The 18,585-nt window shown below is 70.6% G+C and carries 19 protein-coding genes; 7 read left to right on the top strand and 12 right to left on the bottom strand.

The genetic code is table 11. The annotated features are described in order from the left end of the window. Positions 1-52 precede the first annotated feature (52 nt). Positions 53-874: a metal ABC transporter ATP-binding protein gene (locus tag ACFFQA_RS19585; RefSeq protein WP_377853972.1), complete on the top strand. Its 822-nt coding sequence runs from the start codon at positions 53-55 to the stop codon at positions 872-874. Between the two features lie 5 nt (positions 875-879). Beyond that, positions 880-1,743 carry a metal ABC transporter permease gene (locus ACFFQA_RS19590; RefSeq protein ID WP_377853974.1) on the top strand — a complete coding sequence of 288 codons (864 nt, stop codon included), beginning with the start codon at positions 880-882 and terminating at the stop codon, positions 1,741-1,743. Here the strand turns inward: ACFFQA_RS19590 and ACFFQA_RS19595 are convergent. From ACFFQA_RS19595 to ACFFQA_RS19620, 6 genes are all read right to left on the bottom strand, one after another. Then, positions 1,740-3,089, bottom strand: coding sequence for an alginate O-acetyltransferase AlgX-related protein (locus ACFFQA_RS19595; protein ID WP_377853977.1), 1,350 nt, complete (start codon positions 3,087-3,089; stop codon positions 1,740-1,742). The genes ACFFQA_RS19590 and ACFFQA_RS19595 overlap by 4 nt on opposite strands. A 91-nt stretch (positions 3,090-3,180) precedes the next feature. Then, complete coding sequence (locus ACFFQA_RS19600; RefSeq protein ID WP_377853980.1) at positions 3,181-4,614, bottom strand: MBOAT family O-acyltransferase; 1,434 nt, start codon at positions 4,612-4,614, stop codon at positions 3,181-3,183. Between the two features lie 165 nt (positions 4,615-4,779). Beyond that, positions 4,780-5,736, bottom strand: coding sequence for a 23S rRNA (guanosine(2251)-2'-O)-methyltransferase RlmB (gene rlmB / locus ACFFQA_RS19605; protein WP_377853982.1), 957 nt, complete (start codon positions 5,734-5,736; stop codon positions 4,780-4,782). After that, on the bottom strand, positions 5,736-7,127 hold the full coding sequence (gene cysS / locus ACFFQA_RS19610) for a cysteine--tRNA ligase (protein WP_377853985.1): 1,392 nt from the start codon (positions 7,125-7,127) through the stop codon (positions 5,736-5,738). Before cysS ends, rlmB begins: the two co-directional genes overlap by 1 nt. Positions 7,128-7,183: 56 nt before the next feature. Beyond that, positions 7,184-7,840 (bottom strand): HAD family hydrolase, encoded by a 657-nt coding sequence (locus ACFFQA_RS19615; RefSeq protein WP_377853988.1) that lies wholly within the window; start codon positions 7,838-7,840, stop codon positions 7,184-7,186. Between the two features lie 9 nt (positions 7,841-7,849). Beyond that, positions 7,850-9,166, bottom strand: coding sequence for an MFS transporter (locus tag ACFFQA_RS19620; RefSeq protein ID WP_377853991.1), 1,317 nt, complete (start codon positions 9,164-9,166; stop codon positions 7,850-7,852). Between the two features lie 216 nt (positions 9,167-9,382). Between ACFFQA_RS19620 and ACFFQA_RS19625 the strand changes: the two genes are divergently transcribed. After that, positions 9,383-9,634, top strand: coding sequence for a hypothetical protein (locus ACFFQA_RS19625; RefSeq protein ID WP_377853994.1), 252 nt, complete (start codon positions 9,383-9,385; stop codon positions 9,632-9,634). Positions 9,635-9,683: 49 nt separating this feature from the next. Here ACFFQA_RS19625 and ACFFQA_RS19630 read toward each other — a convergent pair whose 3' ends face one another. Genes ACFFQA_RS19630 through ACFFQA_RS19645 form a run of 4 tightly spaced genes read right to left on the bottom strand, consistent with a single transcriptional unit; the run spans position 9,684 to position 11,836 of the window. Next, positions 9,684-10,076, bottom strand: coding sequence for a PPOX class F420-dependent oxidoreductase (locus ACFFQA_RS19630; RefSeq protein WP_377853997.1), 393 nt, complete (start codon positions 10,074-10,076; stop codon positions 9,684-9,686). A gap of 56 nt (positions 10,077-10,132) precedes the next feature. Continuing rightward, positions 10,133-10,615 (bottom strand): 2-C-methyl-D-erythritol 2,4-cyclodiphosphate synthase, encoded by a 483-nt coding sequence (gene ispF, locus ACFFQA_RS19635; RefSeq protein ID WP_377854000.1) that lies wholly within the window; start codon positions 10,613-10,615, stop codon positions 10,133-10,135. Between the two features lie 8 nt (positions 10,616-10,623). Beyond that, entirely contained in the window at positions 10,624-11,322 is a 699-nt protein-coding gene (gene ispD / locus ACFFQA_RS19640) for a 2-C-methyl-D-erythritol 4-phosphate cytidylyltransferase (RefSeq protein ID WP_377854003.1), read from the bottom strand. A gap of 25 nt (positions 11,323-11,347) precedes the next feature. Next, entirely contained in the window at positions 11,348-11,836 is a 489-nt protein-coding gene (locus tag ACFFQA_RS19645; protein WP_030428277.1) for a CarD family transcriptional regulator, read from the bottom strand. 350 nt (positions 11,837-12,186) lie between these two features. Here ACFFQA_RS19645 and ACFFQA_RS19650 point away from each other — a divergent pair, with 350 nt between their 5' ends. Both ACFFQA_RS19650 and radA read left to right on the top strand, forming a co-directional pair. After that, a complete protein-coding gene (locus ACFFQA_RS19650; protein WP_377854005.1) occupies positions 12,187-12,993 on the top strand; it encodes a copper chaperone PCu(A)C domain-containing protein in 807 nt (268 codons plus the stop codon). A 127-nt stretch (positions 12,994-13,120) separates the two neighbouring features. Beyond that, entirely contained in the window at positions 13,121-14,518 is a 1,398-nt protein-coding gene (gene radA / locus ACFFQA_RS19655) for a DNA repair protein RadA (protein ID WP_377854008.1), read from the top strand. Here radA and ACFFQA_RS19660 read toward each other — a convergent pair. Next, positions 14,515-15,546 (bottom strand): S1 family peptidase, encoded by a 1,032-nt coding sequence (locus tag ACFFQA_RS19660; protein ID WP_377854010.1) that lies wholly within the window; start codon positions 15,544-15,546, stop codon positions 14,515-14,517. The genes radA and ACFFQA_RS19660 overlap by 4 nt on opposite strands. Before the next feature lie 443 nt (positions 15,547-15,989). On the opposite strand from ACFFQA_RS19660, the gene disA reads away from it, so the two are divergent. Continuing rightward, positions 15,990-17,069: a DNA integrity scanning diadenylate cyclase DisA gene (gene disA / locus ACFFQA_RS19665; protein WP_377854013.1), complete on the top strand. Its 1,080-nt coding sequence runs from the start codon at positions 15,990-15,992 to the stop codon at positions 17,067-17,069. On the opposite strand, the gene ACFFQA_RS19670 is transcribed toward disA, so the two are convergent. Continuing rightward, positions 17,066-17,800: a hypothetical protein gene (locus ACFFQA_RS19670; protein ID WP_377854016.1), complete on the bottom strand. Its 735-nt coding sequence runs from the start codon at positions 17,798-17,800 to the stop codon at positions 17,066-17,068. The two genes, disA and ACFFQA_RS19670, sit on opposite strands and share 4 nt — an antisense overlap. A 184-nt stretch (positions 17,801-17,984) precedes the next feature. On the opposite strand from ACFFQA_RS19670, the gene ACFFQA_RS19675 reads away from it, so the two are divergent. Further along, complete coding sequence (locus ACFFQA_RS19675; RefSeq protein WP_377854018.1) at positions 17,985-18,476, top strand: beta-class carbonic anhydrase; 492 nt, start codon at positions 17,985-17,987, stop codon at positions 18,474-18,476. The last annotated feature ends 109 nt before the right edge of the window (positions 18,477-18,585 follow it).

An 18,585-nucleotide genomic window follows, 5' to 3' on the forward strand; every position in this document is an offset into this window, starting at 1 on the left:
TCCGGAGCTCCGAACAGGTCCATAAGCCCGCGAATGGCCACAGGAGGACAGCGTGAGTGTCGTGCGGTTGCGGGACGCGCGGTTGGCCTACGGGCCACGCGTGCTGTGGGACGGTCTCGACCTCGATGTCGCGCCGGGCGAGTTCCTCGCCGTGCTCGGCCCCAACGGCTCCGGCAAGACCAGCCTGCTGCGGGTGCTGCTCGGGCTCCAGCCGCTGTCCTCGGGCACCGTGGAGATCCACGGCGAGCCGGTCAGCCGGGGCAGCACCCGCGTCGGCTACATCCCGCAGCAGCGCGCCGTCGACGCCACGCTCAGCGTGCGCGGTCGGGACCTGGTGACGCTGGGCCTGGAGGGCCACCGCTGGGGCTTCGGCCTGCCCTTCGGGGCCGGTCGCTCCAGGCGGGCGCGGGTGGACGAGGTGCTCGCCGAGGTCGGGGCGCAGGACTACGCGCACATGCCGATCGGCCTGCTCTCCGGCGGCGAGCAGCAGCGGCTGCGGGTGGCCCAGGCCCTGGTCGCCGGGCCCGAGGTGCTGCTGTGCGACGAGCCGCTGCTCTCACTCGACCTGGCCCAGCAGCGGATCGTCAGCGGCCTGATCGCCGAGCAGGCCAGGCTGCGCGGAGCGGGCGTGCTGTTCGTGACCCACGAGATCAACCCGATCCTGCCGTTCGTGGACCGGGTGCTGTACCTGGTCGAAGGGCGCTTCCGGATCGGCACTCCGGACGAGGTGATGACCTCGGAGACGCTCAGCGAGCTCTACCGGACCCCGGTGGAGGTGCTGCGGGTGCACGACCGCCTCGTGGTGGTCGGCGCGGAGCAGGACGGCGCGCTGGGCGCCACCGACGTGCACCACCACGTCGAGACGGGAGGCTGACGGGCGTGGGCGAGTTCTTCTCCAAGCTCTTCGACATCGACGCGACCTTCGAGCTGCTGGGCTACGACTTCGTCCAGAACGCGCTGCTCGCGGCGGCCGTGCTCGGCCTCGTCTCCGGCGCACTGGCGCCGATGGTCGTCGCGAGGCGGATGTCCTTCGCCGTGCACGGCACGGCGGAGCTCGCCTTCACCGGCGCGGCGGCTGCCCTGCTCGTCGGCGCCAGCGTCGGCGGCGGCGCGCTGGCCGGATCGGTTGTCGCGGCGTTGCTGCTGGGGCTGCTCGGCCAGCGCGACGGCGAACGGGACTCGGTCATCGGCGCCGTTCTGTCCTTCGGACTCGGCCTCGGTGTCCTGTTGCTTGCGTTGTATCCCGGGCGCACAGCAAACAAGTTCAGTCTGCTGATCGGGCAGATTGTCGGGGTCGACTCGGCGGACCTGGCGCTGCTGACGGTCGCCGCGCTCGCGGTTCTCGTGGTCTACGCGCTGATCTACCGGCCGCTGCTGTTCGCGAGCGTGGACGCCGAGGTCGCGGTGGCCCGCGGGGTCCCGGTGCGAGTGCTGACGCCACTGTTCGCCGTCCTGGTCGGCGTCGCGACCGCACTCGGCGTGCAGACCGTCGGCGCACTCCTCGTGCTGGCCCTGATGGTCACGCCCGGTGCCGCGGCGGCCCGGCTGACCGCGAACCCGACGCTGGCGATCGTGCTTTCGGTGCTGTTCGCCGAAGTCGCCGCGCTGGGCGGGATCCTGCTCTCGCTCGCCCCCGGCGTCCCGGTGAGCGCGTTCATCACGGCGATCTCGTTCATGATCTACCTGGTCTGCCGGGTGGTCGGCACGGCCCGCCTGCGCAAGCTCTCCGCCCGCCGCGGCTAACCCCTCGGCGGCAGCAGCTGCTCGAACCGGTCGAGGAACTGCGGCGAGATCAGCGTGCCCCCACCGGCGGCGAGCGCCCGTTCGACCATCTCCACGACCACGACGTCCTGCCCTGCGATGGTCGCGGCGGCGGACTCGGGGGTCTTGGCGAAGTCCAGGTAGTTCTGCAACGTCAGGTTGGCGAAGCCCGCTCCGAGGTAGCGCGCGGCGGCAAGGCTGAACGAGTCCATCAACACCGCGACGCGCTGCGGAACGACCCCGGAGCCCTGCGCGGTCCGCGTCACCATCGGCTCGACGAACTTGGAGCCGAGCGCGCGCGTCCGGTCGACCTTGCCGTCGGGCCGCAGCCGGTACTGCGCGCCGGACATCTCGCCCTTCCGCCCCATCAGCGCGGAAAGGTCGCCGCCGTTGGACTTCCACTGCTGCTCGACCTCGGTCACCCAGGTCCGCGTGACCCCTGGCTGCACGGCCTCGGCGAGGCGACGGGTCATCACCAGGGCGCCCTCGTCGGTCCAGTGCGTGTCCTGTCGGTGGTAGACCTCGTGCTTCACGACCGTGGCGGCCTCGCGCAGCTGCGGTCGCAGGTCCAGTGCCCCGGCCTCCGCGACGATCCGGTTCCAGAAGTCGATGCTCGGCTGCCGTGAGCAGTCCTTCCCCGGATAGCTCGACGGCAACCGCTCCGGCACCGCAGTGGTCTTGTCGGGCGCGACAACGAGCACGAACCGCCTACCGGAACGCTCCACGATCTGCCGCAACCGGTTCATCTGGGCGATCGTGCGGTCCAACGGCTGCGCGGGCTGGCACTTGCTCTGCGCGTCGCCGCCGAAGTACAGCCAGCCGTCGCGTCCCTGCACCACCTTGGCGAAGCCGGAGCTGTCCGGTGGCTGGCTCTGTTCGGGCCCGGCCGGCTCCCCGGGGCTGGGAGCGGGCGGAGCGACCGGGTTGCCCGGCACCGGTCCGCCGCCGTTCTGCCCACCGTCCAGCGGCACGGGCTCGCCGAAGAACGTCTCGCTGATCCAGTCGGTCGCGTGCACGGCGTCCTGCCGGAACACCAGGTGGTCGGTGGCCCACTGCGGCAGCTTGGTGAAGAACTTCGCCCCGTCGGACAGCGACGGGAACGCCACGAGCTCCCGGTTCTCGAACGCCACCGGCCGCGCCCCGAAGGTCCACGCCACCAGCGGAGTGGCGAAGAACGCCACCGCGGAGACCAGCGCGACGAACTGCCGCTTGCCGTGCCTCGGCCGGTGCAGTGAGTGCTCTCGGGGCAGCCATGCCTCGTGCACCTGGGGCAGCGTGAAACCCGCGGTTTCCTTGCCCGGCACGGCCCGCCCGTCCTGCACAGTCACGGCCTCACGGTACTTCCCTGGAGTGCTGGCCACAGTGAAGCCCTGTCGGCATGACGAAGGCCACAACCCTCAAGCCCGACGGCGGAGCCGCCTAGAACTGGTAGTACAGAAAGGGCGAGAACGTCCCGGTGGCGACGAGGATGGCGGAGTAGGCCAGCCCGGCGGTCATCACGCCGACGCGCAGCGACGTGGCGAGCCGCCCGCGGACGGACTCCAGGTACGGCCCGGTCACCGGCCCTGCCGGCAGGAAGAACACCGACATCGCCACCACCAGGATCAGCGTCCGCTGGTTGGTGAAGGCGGACTCCACCAGGTCGGTCACTCCGCCGAAGTCCGGCACCAGCATGTGCCCGATCATCGAGAACGCCGCGCCGAGGTCGTTGGACTTGAAGAACACCCACCCGAACACCACGAGCAGCAGAGTCAGCGCGCGCCGGCCGACGCGAGGCCAGCCCGGACGCGGCGCGGAGTCCCACCGCCGCCACCGTTCGATCACCAGCAGCAGCCCGTGGAACATGCCCCACACCAGGAACGTCCAGTTCGGACCGTGCCAGAAACCGGTCAGCACGAACACGATCGTCAGGTTGCGGTAGGTCTTGGCGACGCCGTGCCGGTTGCCGCCGAGCGGGATGTAGACGTAGTCCCGGAACCACCGCGACAGCGACATGTGCCAGCGCCGCCAGAACTCCGTGACGGTCACCGAGGAGTACGGCCGCGCGAAGTTCTCCGGCAACCGGAACCCGAGCATCCGACCGAGGCCGATGGCCATGTCCGAGTAGCCGGAGAAGTCGAAGTACAGCTGGAGCGTGTAGCCGATCGCGCCGAGCCACGCGATGGCGAAGGTCATCTGATCCGGCGGCGTCTTGAAGCACGCGTCGACCAGAGGCGCGAGCGAGTCCGCGACCACGACCTTCTTGGTCAGTCCCAGCGCGAACCTCGGGAACCCCGACGCGATGTCGTCGACGCGGTGGGTGCGGATCTGCGGGAGCTGGTCGGAGATCTCCCGGTAGCGGACGATCGGTCCGGCCACGAGCTGCGGGAACATCGCGATGTAGGTGACGAACGAGACCGGGTTGCGCAGCGCGGGCCGCTCACCGCGGTAGATGTCCACCACGTAGGAGATGTGGTGGAAGGTGTAGAAGGAGATCCCGATCGGCAGGGCCAGCTGCACCACGGGCAGGTCGAGCCCGATCAGCCCGGCGAGCGCGGCGGCCTGCTGCGTGGCGAACCCCGCGTACTTCCACACCACGAGCACGGTGACGTCGAAGGCGATCACGCCGATCAGCAGCCACCGCCGCCGCCGGGGGTTCAGGTCCCACTCGTCGGGTTCGAGCGAGGGGCCGACGAGGTAGTTGACCACGATGCACGCGAGCAGCAGCAGCGTCGTCCCGCCCGCGCCGCTGGCGTAGAACACCAGGCTGGCGACGGCGACCACGGCGTTGCGCCACCGGCCGGGGAACACCAGGATCGCGCCCAGCACGATCGGCATGAAGTACCACAGGAACAACGGGCTCGCGAAAGACATCCAGTCCTCCCCCCGTCCGCCGTTCGCCACCAGAAACTAACGAACGACGCATCACCCCCGCTCAACCGGCACCCCGAACGCCATTCGCGGGCTTATGGACCCTCCAGCGCCAGCTGTGAGGTCCATAAGCCCGCGAATGGCCGTTTTTCGGGCTGCGGAAGGGGGCTAGACGCGGCCGGCCACGCGGCGGCGGCGGGCGATCTCCGCGAGGACGACGCCCGTCGCGACGGAGGCGTTGAGGGACTCCACGCCCGCCGCCATCGGGATACCGACGGTCTGGTCGCAGTACTCGCGCGCCAACCGTGACATGCCTCGGCCCTCCGAGCCGACGACGAGCACCATCGGCGACGTGGCCACGTCGAGGTCGTCGACGCTGACCGTGGCGTCCGCGTCGAGGCCGACGATCATCAGCCCCTCCTTCGCCCAGTCCTTGAGCGTGCGGTTGAGGTTGACCGTCAGCGCCACCGGCAGCTTCGCCGCCGTGCCCGCGCTGGTCCGCCACGCCACCGCCGTCATACCGGCGCTGCGGCGCTGCGGCACCACGACGCCGTGCGCGCCGAACGCCGCCGCCGAGCGGATGACGGCGCCGAGGTTGCGCGGGTCGGTCACACCGTCCAGGGCCACGATCAGCGGCGGGTCCCCGGAGTCCACCGCGAGCGACAGCAGGTCGTCGGGGTGGGTGTAGGAGAACGGCGGCACCTGGAGCGCGAGGCCCTGGTGCATGGCGTTGCCGGTCAGCCGGTCGATCTCGGTCTTGGAGACCTCCAGCACCGAGATGCCCTTGTCCGCGGCGAGCCGGACCGCTTCGGCCACCCGCTCGTCGGCTTCGATGCCGAGCGCCACGTACAGCGCCGTGGCGGGCACGCCGGCGCGCAGGCACTCCACGACCGGGTTGCGACCCGCGACGTGCTCGGGACCCGCTTCCTTCTTCTTACGAGCCGCATCCGCCTTCGCCGAGGCCGCGGCGCGCTTGGCCGCCGGGTGGTGCGGGCGGTTCGCCGCGGAGGGAGTCGGTCCCTTGCCTTCGAGTCCCTTGCGCCGCTGGCCGCCGGAACCGACCACTGCCCCCTTCTTCGTACCGGGCTTACGCATGGCGCCCTTGCGCCGGGAGTTGCCTGCCATCAGCAGTCCTTCAATGTCCACTTCGGACCGTCGGGGGTGTCCTCGACGGCGACGCCGACGGCGATCAGGCGGTCCCGGATCGCGTCCGCTGCTGCGAAATCCTTGTTCTTTCTGGCGTTCTTGCGCTGTTCGAGCATCTCATCGACGAGCGCGCCGAGCACCTTCTGCGCCCCGGTGTCCACAGTGGACTTACCGCTCCACGAGCAGTCGAGCGGGTCGAGGCCGAGCACGCCCATCATCGCGCGCACCGAACCGGCCGCGGCCAGCACGGCGTCCCGGTCCCCCGCGTCCAGCGCCGCGTTGCCCTCGCGCACGGCGGTGTGCACCGCGGCCAGCGCGGCCGGGGTGGCGAGGTCGTCGTTCATCGCGTTGACGAAGTCCCCGGCCAGCACGCCCGGTTCCGGAGCGCCGACGCGCTCGACCACCCGGCGCAGGAACGACTCGATCCGCCGGTAGCCGAGAGTGGCGTCGTTGAGCGCCTCCTCCGAGTACTCGATGTTCGAGCGGTAGTGCGGGGTGACCAGGTAGTAGCGCAGCTCGGCCGCGCGGACGCGCTCCAGCATCGCCGGGATGGACACCGTGTTGCCGAGCGACTTGGACATCTTCTCGCCGCTCATGGTGACCCAGGCGTTGTGCATCCAGTACCTGGCGAAACCGTCACCGGCCGCCCTGGACTGGGCCTGCTCGTTCTCGTGGTGCGGGAAGACCAGGTCCAGCCCGCCGCCGTGGATGTCGAACTCGCGCCCGAGGTAGGCGCCGGCCATCGCCGAGCACTCCAGGTGCCAGCCGGGACGGCCCGGCCCCCACGGCGTCGGCCACGAGGGCTCGCCGGGCTTGGCGCTCTTCCACAGCGTGAAGTCGCGGGGGTCCCGCTTGCCCTCCATCGCCGACTCGCCCTGCTGGACCTCGTCGGGCCGCTGCCCGGACAGTGCCCCGTACTCGGGGAAGGAGGCGACGGAGAAGTAGACGTCGCCCCCCGCCGCGTACGCGTGGCCGGTGTCGATCAACCGCTGCATCAGTTCGACCATCTGCGTCACGTGGCCGGTCGCCCGAGGCTCGACGGAGGCGGGCAGACAGCCGAGCGCGTCATAGGCAGAGATGAACTCGCGCTCGTGCGTAGCGGCCCACTCCCACCACGGGCGGCCGGCTGCGGCGGCCTTGGTGAGGATCTTGTCGTCGATGTCGGTGACGTTGCGGACGAACAGGACCTCGTTGCCCTGGTGCGTCAGCCACCGTCGAAGTACGTCGAAGTTGAGACCGCTGCGCACGTGCCCGATGTGCGGAACCCCTTGCACGGTGGCTCCACACAGGTAGATCGACGCCGTTCCGCTCCGCAGCGGGGAGAACTCCCGCACGCTCCTCGTCCCGGTGTCATATATGCGCAGACTCACCCGTCGATGGTACGGCGCTGCTCGACGTCGTCTTCGCGGTATTGACCGCAAGTGCCTTATGTGATCAGTCCGTGTGCTTTCAAAGCACCAATGAGCGCGTCCGTCCGCTGGTCGGAGGGCAGGGGCGGGACGATCGCGACGGAGCAGCCGAGCGCGGCGGCGCCACCGTCGGCCTCCTCGCTGTCACCGATCATCAGCACCTGATCGGGCGGCAGGCCGATGCGCTCGCACGCGATGCGGAAGAACTCCGGCTCCGGCTTGATCATGCCCTCGACGTAGGACATGAAGACCTCGTCGACCTGGTCGAGCAGGTCGTAGTGCTTGAAGACGACTCGGATGTCCCAGCCGATGTTGCTGACGACGGCGGCCGGAACACCCTGTTCGCGCAAGGTCCGCAACGCCGACGCGGTATCCGGGTACGGCCGCCACGAGGTGGGTTCCAGCAACCGGTCGTAGATCGCCTCTGCGACGTCGTAGCCGGGCACGCCGGAGCGCACCAGCATCTCCACGTGCACCGAGCGGTGCGCTGCCTGATCCAGGTCTCGCCGCTCGAAGTCCTCCGGGAGCCCCTCCTCCGAGGCGACGGGCGCGGTGAGCCGCCGCATCATCTCGGCCGCCTCCGCGTCGTCCATCAGACCGTCGAGCCAGCCCTCGGTGGCCTCAAGCCGGAACAGCGTGCCGGAGAAGTCGAACAACACCCCGCGAATGGTCACTCCGCCACGCTAGCCGTCGCCGACCGGCCGCAGGCTCGTGTTCTTGGTCTCCGGCAACGCGAGAACGCACACCAGGCTCAGCACGGCCGCGCCCGCCAGGTACCACCCGACCGCCGAGATGCCACGGCTCGCGGCCAGCTCCGCGGCGACGATCGGCGCGAGCCCGCCACCGAGCACACCGCCGAGGTTGTACGCGAACGACGACGCCGAGTACCGGTAGCGCACGTCGAACAGCTCGGGCAGGTAAGCACCGAGCGGGCCGTACACCGCGCCCATGGCCGCGAGCATCAGCGCCAGCGCGATCGCGACGAGCGTGACGTCACCACCGCCGACGAGCGGGAACAGCAACAACCCCGAGGCAGCCGCGACAACGCAACCAGCGATCAGCACCGGCTTGCGGCCCCACTTGTCCGAGGCGAGCGCGGAGACCCCGGTGCCGGCGACCATCGCCCAGATCGTCACGATCGACAGCACCAGCATGGTGTCGCGCGAGATCTTCAGCGACGACGTTCCGTAGGAGAGCATGAACGTCGTCGCCGTGTAGAACAGCACGTAGCAGATGATCACGGTGCCGCCGCCGAGCAGCAGCCGGGCCGGAGCCCGCCGGAACATGTCCACCAGCGGCATCGAGCTGCGCTCCTGCTTGCGCAGCACCTCGGCGAAGGCGGGCGTCTCGGCGATCTTCAACCGGACCAGCAGACCGACCAGCACCAGCACCGCCGACGCGAGGAAGGGCACCCGCCAGCCCCAGTCGCGGAAGGCCTCGTCGGACAGCACCGAGGACAGCAACAGGAACGACCCGCTCGCCGCGAAGAAGCCCACGGCGGGCCCGAACTGCGGGAAGGCCCCGTACCAACCGCGCTTGCCGTTGGGCGCGTTCTCGGCGGCCAGCAGCGCGGCGCCGCCCCACTCCCCGCCGAGCCCGAGGCCCTGGACGAAGCGCAGGGCCACCAGCAGCAGCGGCGCGGCCACGCCGATCGTGTCGTAGCCGGGCAGCAGACCGATCACGACGGTGGACAGGCCCATCGTCAGCAACGAGGCCACCAGCATCGACTTGCGGCCGACCCGGTCACCGAAGTGGCCGAACAGCAGCGAGCCCAGTGGACGGGCGATGAAGGCCACCGCGAAGGTCGAGAACGCGGCGAGCTGGCCTGCCAGGGGCGAGAGGTTCGGGAAGAACGCCGCGTTGAGCACCAGGGCGGCGGCGGTCCCGTAGATGTAGAAGTCGTAGAACTCGATGGCGGTGCCGATGAAGCTCGCCAGTGCGATGGTGCCGATGCGGGGCTGGGACCGCGCCGCGTCGTCGATCGGGGTGGTGTCCGTCATCGCGCTCTCCTCGCTGCCCGGACCCCGCCGGGAGACCGAAAACTACACGGCTCGTAGTCGCGAGAACACGGAGCGACGAACTTGAGCCCAGTTGACAGAAATTTAAGGTAACAAACTTTTATTCAGCCCTTTAGTACCGGGCGATCAACCGGGACCTTCTACATCAACCACTGCGAGACGCACGACACAGCCGGGGGATCGCAAAGGAGGCCAGCGATGTTCGACCTGGTGTCACTGCTCCTCGGTTCCGCGTTGGTTTCGCTGCTCGTGTGGGACGCGATTCGCAACTCCGAAAAACTGCATTTTGCACGTGCTCGGCGACAGGCTCGCCGCGCGACCAGGGAGATCCGTGCCCGCCGCAGGCCCGCGGCGCTCGCGCACTGCGATCGCGTGGTCGTCCGCAGCTGTGAGCTGGCCATTCGCCCGATGACCGTGCTGGCGCGCACCGCGCCCTCCGAGTTCGGCTGACGCCGGGTGGCGGCTTGGGACCCGCCCGGCGTCAGCCCCTTCACGTTATTCAGGCAAGCGTTCCGGTTACTCGTTCCGGAGTAATCCTCACGACAACTCGCACGACGCCGTCGGCCTCTCCCGGATAGTCGTTTCCGGTGTATTTCCTCGCGAGTTCGTCGATGAGTTCCCGGCCACCCCGTTCATCCAGTGCCGCGGTACCGCGAATCTCGGCGTACTGGTACGGATTCGCCGTGTCGAACACCGTGAGGCTCGCTCGGGGATCACGTCGGAGGTTTTTGTCCTTCCTCCGCCCGACCACGGTCGACAACAGCACGTCGTCGCCGTCCCGCTTCACCCAGAGCACCGAGGTCTGCGGGCTGCCGTCCGGGTTGAGGGTCGCCAGGGTCACGTAGCTGGTGCCGTCGAGCAGCGCGCGCACGTTGTCGTTGAGAGTGGCCATACCCGCGCCAACGCGGCGAACCCCCAGACCCATTCCGATCCAGGTGCGCCGATCGCTCAGGCGGGGACCAGCATCGCGGTGGCCACGGCGGCGACGCCCTCGCCCCGCCCGGTGAGCCCGAGCCCGTCGGTGGTGGTGCCGGACACCGCGACCTCGCCGCCCGCGGCCGCCGACAGCGCCCGCTGCGCCTCGTCCCTGCGCTTGCCGATGCGCGGCGCGTTGCCGATCACCTGGACCACGGCGTTGCCCAGCCGCCAGCCCTCGGCCTCGACCCGCCTGCGCACCTCGGCGAGCAGCTCCGCGCCGTGCGCGCCGGACCAGCGGGGGTCACCGGTGCCGAACACGGCGCCGAGGTCGCCGAGGCCGATCGCGGAGAGCATGGCGTCGCAGAGTGCGTGCGCGGCGACGTCGCCGTCGGAGTGCCCGGCGCAGCCGTCGGCGCCCTCCCAGAGCAGCCCGGCCATCCAGCACTCCCGGCCCGGCTCGACCGGGTGCACATCGGTTCCGACGCCGACGCGCGGCCACTTCTGCTGGGTCACGGACGTCCTCAGTGGGTGATTCGCTGGGTGAGCAGTGCCTGGGCGACCGCGAGGTCGAACGGCGTGGTGATCTTCATGGCGTCGACGTGGCCGGGGACGGTCAGCACCGGCTCCCCCAGCCGCTCGACCAGCCCGGCGTCGTCGGTCGCGCCGAGCGCGGCGGCGGCCGCCGCCTCGTGCGCTCGGACCAGGACGTCGCGGGCGAAGCCCTGGGGGGTCTGCACGGCCCGCAGGGACGCGCGGTCCACCGTGGCGAGCACGCGGCCGTCGGCGTCGACCTGCTTGACGGTGTCGGCGAGCGGGAGCACGGGGACGACGGCGGGGGCGCCGCCGCGGACCGCGTCGACGACCGAGCGGATCATCTCCGGCGGGGTGAACGCGCGGGCGGCGTCGTGGACGAGCACGACCTCGGTGTCCGGCACCGCCGCGACCGCGGCCCGGAGGGCGAGCCACACCGACTCGGTGCGCTCGGAGCCCCCCGGAACGACAGTGACCGCCGCACCGAGCGAACCCAGTGCGGCGGTCACGACATCAATTCGGGTAGGTGGCGCGGCCACGACCACGTGCTGCACACAGCCCGACGCCCACAGTCCACGCACCGCGTGCGCCAAGAGCGACTCGCCGTTGAGCTCGACGAGCGCCTTCGGCACAGCGGCACCGAGCCGCTCACCACGCCCCGCGGCGGGCACGAGCGCGACAACGCTCACGGTGGACGGCTGCGCAGGCGTGCGGTCAGGAGGCGGTGGCGAGGACTTCGTCGAGGAGAACCTCGGCCTTGTCCTCGTCGGTGCCTTCGGCCAACGCCAGCTCGCTCACCAGTATCTGCCGAGCCTTGGCGAGCATGCGCTTCTCACCAGCGGACAGGCCGCGGTCCTTCTCCCGCCGCCAGAGATCGCGCACCACTTCGGCAACCTTGTTCACATCGCCGGAGGCGAGCTTCTCCAGGTTTGCCTTGTACCGCCGAGACCAGTTGGTCGGCTCCTCGGTGTGGGGAGCACGCAGCACCTCGAAGACCCGGTTCAGGCCTTCCTGACCCACGACGTCCCTAACGCCGACGATCTCGGCGTTGTCGGCGGGAACTCGCACCGTCAGGTCACCCTGAGCGACCTTCAGAACGAGGTACTTCTTTTCCTCGCCCTTGATCGTCCGGGTCTCGATGGCTTCGATGAGAGCGGCACCGTGGTGCGGGTAGACGACGGTCTCTCCGACCTTAAAAACCATGTGTCCTCTGCCCCTTTCGCTGACACCATCCTAACACGTCCGCCGCTGCCGCATCGGCCGCCGGGCGATCCGTAACCGCAGGTCAGCGCCCAGACATGGGGTTGACAAACCCGCGAACCCCATGCCATGGGCAACCGTTTGGGGGAATCTTTCCGCCCACCGTCGGCGCAATGCGGTGCCGATTGCCGCGCGCCGCAAGGAAACCGTGCCCGCGCTCACAACCGAGGCGGGCGCGAGGCACTCCGGAGGCCCGGTTAGGCTTCCCGCTGCCAGATCGCCAGGTTGGTCGGCGTACCGACCACCGGCAGTCGATCACCGACATGATCATCGACATGGAGGATCGGAGCACCGTGAGCCGCGCAGAGCAGGCCGTCAGCATGGTCGCCCCGGCCGGGAGCCCGAGGGCGTCGCGCCTCCGGATGGTCCCGGCCGCCGTTGGACTCGGTGTCGCGTTGGTCGTCGCCGGGTGCAGCGCCGGTCAGCACACCCAGACCGACCAGCAGGTCGCCGCGGTCAACGGCGCCTTCGGCCAGACCAAGGACGGCGCGATCGCGCTGCGCGAGGCCGAGCTCGCCTTCCCGGCCGAGAAGTTCTACACCGCGGGCTCCGACGCCCCGCTGAAGGTGACGATCGTCAACCAGGGCACCAAGGCGGACAAGCTGCTCAACGTCAGCAGCCCCGCCGCGTCCTCGGTGCGGATCAGCGGCAGCACCGACCTGCCCGCGGGCTTCGCGCTCAACGGCAAGGTCCTGGAGCGCGAGAGCGCGCCGAGCACCTCCGCCTCGGGTGCGCCTACCAGCTCCTCCGGCGCGGCGACCTCGACCGGTTCGCCGACGACCACCACGACGCCCCCCGGTGGCGGCACCACGACGACGCCCGCCGCCACGTCGGCGCGCCCCACCGGTGCCGCCGCTGTGGGCACCGTCGAGCTCGTGGTCTCCGGGCTGTCCAGGGAGATCCGCCCCGGCCAGACCATCCCGGTCACCTTCACCTTCCAGAACTCCGGCCAGGTGACCCTCCAGGTGCCGATCGCCAACGACAGCGAGCCCCGTCCCCCGGCAACCGGCGGCGCGGGCCACGGCTCCGGCCACGGCGGTGGCGGGGACCACGGCGCGGAGACCAAGCCCGGGACCAAGCCCGCGGGCGAAGGCCACTGACGGCACCGCCCGACCCGTTCGTTCCGACTGCGGCGTTCACCACGATGTGGTGAACGCCGCAGTCGTCTGTCCCCGAGGGCGGCGGCCGCGCACCGGGCTGTCGGGGGGTGGCCCTAGCGTTGCGGTCGTGGCGAAAACCCGAGCGATCTACCGCTGCGCCGACTGCGGGCACGAAGTGGCCAAGTGGGTCGGGCGCTGCCCCGAGTGCCAGGCGTGGGGAACCATCGCCGAGGCCGCGGCGGCGCGACCGGCGCTGGCCAAGGTCGCGGCGGGCGCACCGGCCGCGCCCGCGATGCCCATCGCCAGGGTGGACGTGGAGTCGGCGCGCGCGAAGACCTCCGGGGTCGCCGAGCTGGACCGCGTGCTCGGCGGCGGTCTCGTCCCCGGCGCGGTGATCCTGCTCGCGGGCGAGCCGGGTGTCGGCAAGTCCACGCTGCTGCTGGAGGCCACCTACCGCTGGGCGGCTGGCTCCGGCACCCCGGCGCTCTACGTCACCGGCGAGGAGTCGGCGGGCCAGGTGCGGCTGCGGGCGGAGCGCACTGGCGCGCTGCACGACGAGCTCTACCTGGCGGCGGAGAGCGACCTGGGCGGGCTGCTGGGGCACGTGGACGTGGTCAAGCCGGGGCTGCTGATCGTCGACTCGGTGCAGACCATGTCCACCGCGACCGCTGAGGGCTCGGCCGGCGGGGTGACCCAGGTGCGCGCGGTGGCCACAGCCCTGGTCGCGCTGGCCAAGGAGCGCGGCCTGCCGGTGGTGCTCGTCGGCCACGTGACCAAGGACGGCTCGGTTGCGGGCCCCCGCGTGCTGGAGCACCTGGTCGACGTCGTGCTCCAGTTCGAGGGCGACCGCCACTCCACGCTGCGGCTGCTGCGCGGGGTGAAGAACCGCTTCGGCCCCTCCGACGAGGTGGGCTGCTTCGAGCTGGTCGAGGAGGGCATCGTCGGGGTGCCCGATCCGTCGGGGCTGTTCCTGAACAAGCGCGAGGCGGCGGTCGCTGGCACCGCCGTGACGGTGGTGGTCGAGGGCAAGCGGCCGCTGATGGCCGAGGTGCAGGCGCTGGTGGCCAGTTCGAGCATGCCGACGCCGAGGCGCGCGGTGAGCGGGCTGGACTCGGCGCGGGTGGCGATGGTGCTGGCGGTGCTGGAGCGCCGGGGCAAGGTGCGGCTGGGCAACGCCGACGTGTACGCGGCCACGGTGGGCGGGATGAAGGTCACCGAGCCCTCGGCGGACCTCGCGCTGGCGCTCGCGGTGGCGTCGGCGGCCAGGGACATCGCGCTGCCACCGGACATGGTGGCGATCGGTGAGGTCGGGCTCGCGGGCGAGGTGCGGCGGGTCAGCGGCACCGGGCGGCGGCTGACCGAGGCGATGCGGCTGGGCTTCACCAGGGCGCTGGTGCCACCGGACTCCGGCCCGATGCCCTCGGGGATGCGGGTCAGCGTCGTCCAGGACGTCCAGGCGGCGCTGCGCATCCTCCGCAAGGAGGGCAAGGCGCTCCGGGACGAGAGCAAGGAGACCGAGGACTAGCGCGCCCGCTCAGCCGGGTCGAGGAAGGCCGGGACCCCGTTGCCGTTGTCATCGCGCACGGCGGTGGGGTCGGCGGCCAGCTCGTCGATGTCCGGCACTCCGTCGCCGTCCTGGTCCCCCGTCGTGGTCAGCACGTACAGCGAGCCGGGGAAGTTCGGCAGCACGTCCTGCACCAGGCTCTCGGCCACCGCGGCGTCCTCACCGCCGGAGTCCGCGCGACAGCGGCCACCGGGCCCCTGGGTGCCGCCCTGGAGGATGCCGACGGCCATCGTGCCGGACAGCACCGGAGCGCCGCTGTCGCCGATGCCGGAGCAGGCGGTGTGCGCGAACGCCGCGATCCTGCGGCCGGTGGTGCCGGAGACGGCGTGCACTCGCTCCTTGCGCACCCGGCCGCAGGTCCAGCCCGTGGTGCGACCGGACTTGCACACCGGCATGCCTTCGACCGGTGCCACCACGCCCTCCACCGGAACCCGGCCGCCGCGCTGGTCGATCACCTCGGCCGCCGGGCGCAGCCACGGGTTGGTGACGCGCAGGGTGGCGTAGTCCTCGCCCTTGCCACCGGAACCCAGGTCGTCGAAGCGGACCGTGTCGAAGCGGCCGACGACGCCGCCCTGCTCCAGGGAGGCGTTCTCGGCACGGGTCAGTGCCGCGCAGTGCCCCGCGGTCAGCGGAGTGGAGCGGCCCTTGCCGTCCACGGCGAGGAAGCCGAGCGTGCACAGACCGGCGGGGGCTCGCGAGGCGTCGGTGAGCCGCAGCCCCATGCCCGCGGCGATGCCGCGCGAGGGCAGCAGCGTCCGCAGCGGGCGCTCCAGCGGCGACTCCGGCCGACCGGAAGCCCGCCACGCCTGTTCCAGGTACGTGGGCGCGTCGATGCCGAGGTCCCGGCGCACCGCGTCGATCAGGTCAGCGGGAAGTTCCTTGGCCTGCGAGGAAAACAAAGTGTCCACAGTGGACGGAGCGGCGACTGCCCCGCTGACCGGGCTGAGCGCGAGCACGGAGACAAGCACCATCAGGCGTCGACCGAACATGCGCGCTCCGAACCCACTCGACCACAAGGAGTGACCACGATAGCCCGCAGTCTTGACCACCTCGCCGGTTGCCCACCCGGGTGATGGCGACCTCGGATGAACCGCGCCTCATCTCACCCCGAGCCGCAGGACGATGCGGCGTTCGCGACCGGGAGAAGTGGCGGCCCGCACGCCCCCGAGCTGCGTGCGGGCCGACCAAAACGACCGGCCTCGTACCCCGAGCACCGCGGCCGATACCCCCCAATCCTTTCAGCACCGGTCACCGCGCTCGCGCCCGGTGCCATCGTTTGCGGGTCATCGCCCGGACACGCTGCGTCGCCAGGTGGCCGATACCGCCGCTGCGACGCAGCCTCGTGCACGGATACACGTCCTGAAAACGAACCGGTTTCCGCAGGTGTTGGTACGTAGACTCGGAACAGGGGAGACCAGCGGGAGGGGCAACTGTGAGTGAACGGGGGCAGTCCGAACTGGTCCGCGCGACCCTGGCCCGGCTGGCGCCGGGCACGCCGCTGCGGGACGGGCTCGAACGAATCCTGCGCGGACGCACCGGCGGGTTGATCGTGCTCGGCCACGACGAGGCGGTGGAGTCGATCTGCGACGGCGGCTTCGAGCTGGACGTGGAGTTCAGCGCGACCAGGCTCCGCGAACTGTCCAAAATGGACGGAGCGCTGGTGCTGTCCACCGACGCGAAGCGGATCGTGCGGGCCAACGTGCAACTGGTGCCCGACGCGACGATCCCGACCGAGGAGTCCGGCACCCGGCACCGCACCGCGGAGCGCACCGCGATCCAGACCGGCCATCCGGTGGTCTCGGTCAGCCAGTCGATGAGCATCATCAGCGTCTACGCCGACGGTGGGCGCCACGTGCTCAACGACTCCGCCACGATCATGTCGCTGGCCAACCAGGCGCTGGCCACCCTGGAGCGCTACCGCGCGCGGCTGGACGAGGTCACCCAGGCGTTGTCCGCCCTGGAGATAGAGGACTTCGTGCTCCTCAGGGACGCGATGACGGTGGTGCAGCGCCTGGAGATGGTGGAGCGCATCGCGAACGAGATCACCGGGCACGTCGTGGAGCTCGGGGTCGACGGGCGGCTGATCGAGCTGCAGCTCGACGAGCTCATCGGCGGCGTCGAGCTCGACCGCGAGCTGGTGCTGCGGGACTACGTCGTCGAGGAGCTCAACCCCTCGGAGCTGGACGGGGTCGCCGCCGCGCTCACCGAACTGGACAGCACGGAGCTGCTGGACCTGTGCACGATCGCGTACGCCTTCGGCTACCCGGCGGAGGTCAACGCGTTGGAGACCCAGGTCCGGCCGCGCGGATATCGTTTGCTGGCAAGGGTTCCACGCCTGCCGGGACCGGTGCAGCACCGGCTGGTCGAGCACTTCGGCTCGTTGCAGGCGCTGTTGTCGGCGACCGTGAGCGACCTGCAGGCCGTCGAGGGAGTCGGCGAGACCAGGGCGCGCGTGGTGCGCGAGGGCCTGTCCCGGCTCGCCGAGTCCTCCATCGTCGAGCGCTACGGCTAGTTCAGCCGCAACGGGGTCGGCTGGCCCTGGAGCGCGCCGAGCTTCGGCACCACCATGTAGTCACCGGCCTGCACCGTCGTGCGCTTGCCCGCGCATCCGGGCGCCGAGGTCCGTCCGGCCCACGCGACCTTGAACATCTGGCTCTCGCCCGGCTGGAGCAACCGCGAGTTCGGCGAGTTCGAGGCGTAGCAGTCGTTGCTGGACCAGAGCCGGGTTCCACCATCCACACTGGTCACGACGATCTCACGGAGACCGGCGTCCAGGTCCCGGTAGCAGGCGACGGTTCCGGAGTTGGCGATGACCAGCCGCAGCTCGGGCCGCTGCCCGACGCGGTACTCCGGCTGCCCCACCTCCGCGGTCAGCTTCATCGCCTGGTCGGAGCAGGGCCCCGGCGGAGGGGGTGGCGGGGGCGGTGGTGGCGGAGGAGGGGGCGGCGGAGCGGGCTCCGAGCTCCCGCTCGGCGGCGGCCCGGACGTGGGCGCGGCCGATCCGGACACCGAGGGGTTCGGTGGCGGCGGCTGTTCGGACGGCGGATTCGAGGATTTCGGCGGCTTGACCGCCTCCGCGCTCTGGTTGGCCGAGGCCGTCTGCACCACGGGGTCGTCCTCCCCGCCCGCCAACGCTGCCACGCCCCAGACGCCGACGAGGAGGAAGCCCACGCCGACCGCAATAGCCACCGCGCGTCGGCGCCAGTACACCGACTCGGGTAGGGGACCCACCGGCTGCAACACGCGCTGACCGTAACTCCGCGACCGCGGACAGTGGTGGAGGTCACTGTAACTCGGACGGGTTGTGTCGCACCGGCGTGACATTCAACTAGGAACGGTTGTCAGCTGGTTCACCTCAGGTTTTCATGGTCGTGACAGATGCCGCAGCGTCGCGGCCCGTGCACGAGTGACTTCAGGAGGCGGCGACGTGACCGCGATCAACGAACTGCTCGCGAGGCACTCCCGGACCAGGGACCTCGGCCACCCGGAGATCCCGACGCCGGTACCGAGCCTCGCCCTGACGATCGTCACGTGCATGGACGCCCGGATCAAGGTCTTCGACGTCTTCGGGCTCAAGCACGGCGAGGCCCACATCCTGCGCAACGCGGGCGGGGTGGTGACCGATGACGTGATCCGGTCGCTGACGATCAGCCAGCGCAAGCTCGGCACCCGCGAGGTGATCGTCATGCAGCACACGAACTGCGGGCTGTCCCAGATCACCGACGACGAGTTCAAGACCGACGTGTGGGAGGACACCGGTCTGCGGCCGACCTGGGCGGTCGAGGCCTTCCGCGAGGTCAAGGACAGCGTGCGGGTGTCGGTGGAACGCGCGCGGCGCAGCGCCTTCCTCCTGCACACCGACAACGTGCGCGGCTTCGTCTACGACGTGGCGACGGGCCTGCTCGACGAGGTGGTCTGAGCCGTGTCCTGCGAGTAGCGCCACCACACCTGCCCCCGTTCGTGTTGTGGAGCCCTAACGCGAATTGGGAACGCTTTCTCGCGCAACAAGGTGACAAAACGCGCAAGTC

The organism is Allokutzneria oryzae, from assembly GCF_042429765.1.
GTDB classification, from domain to species: domain Bacteria; phylum Actinomycetota; class Actinomycetes; order Mycobacteriales; family Pseudonocardiaceae; genus Allokutzneria; species Allokutzneria oryzae.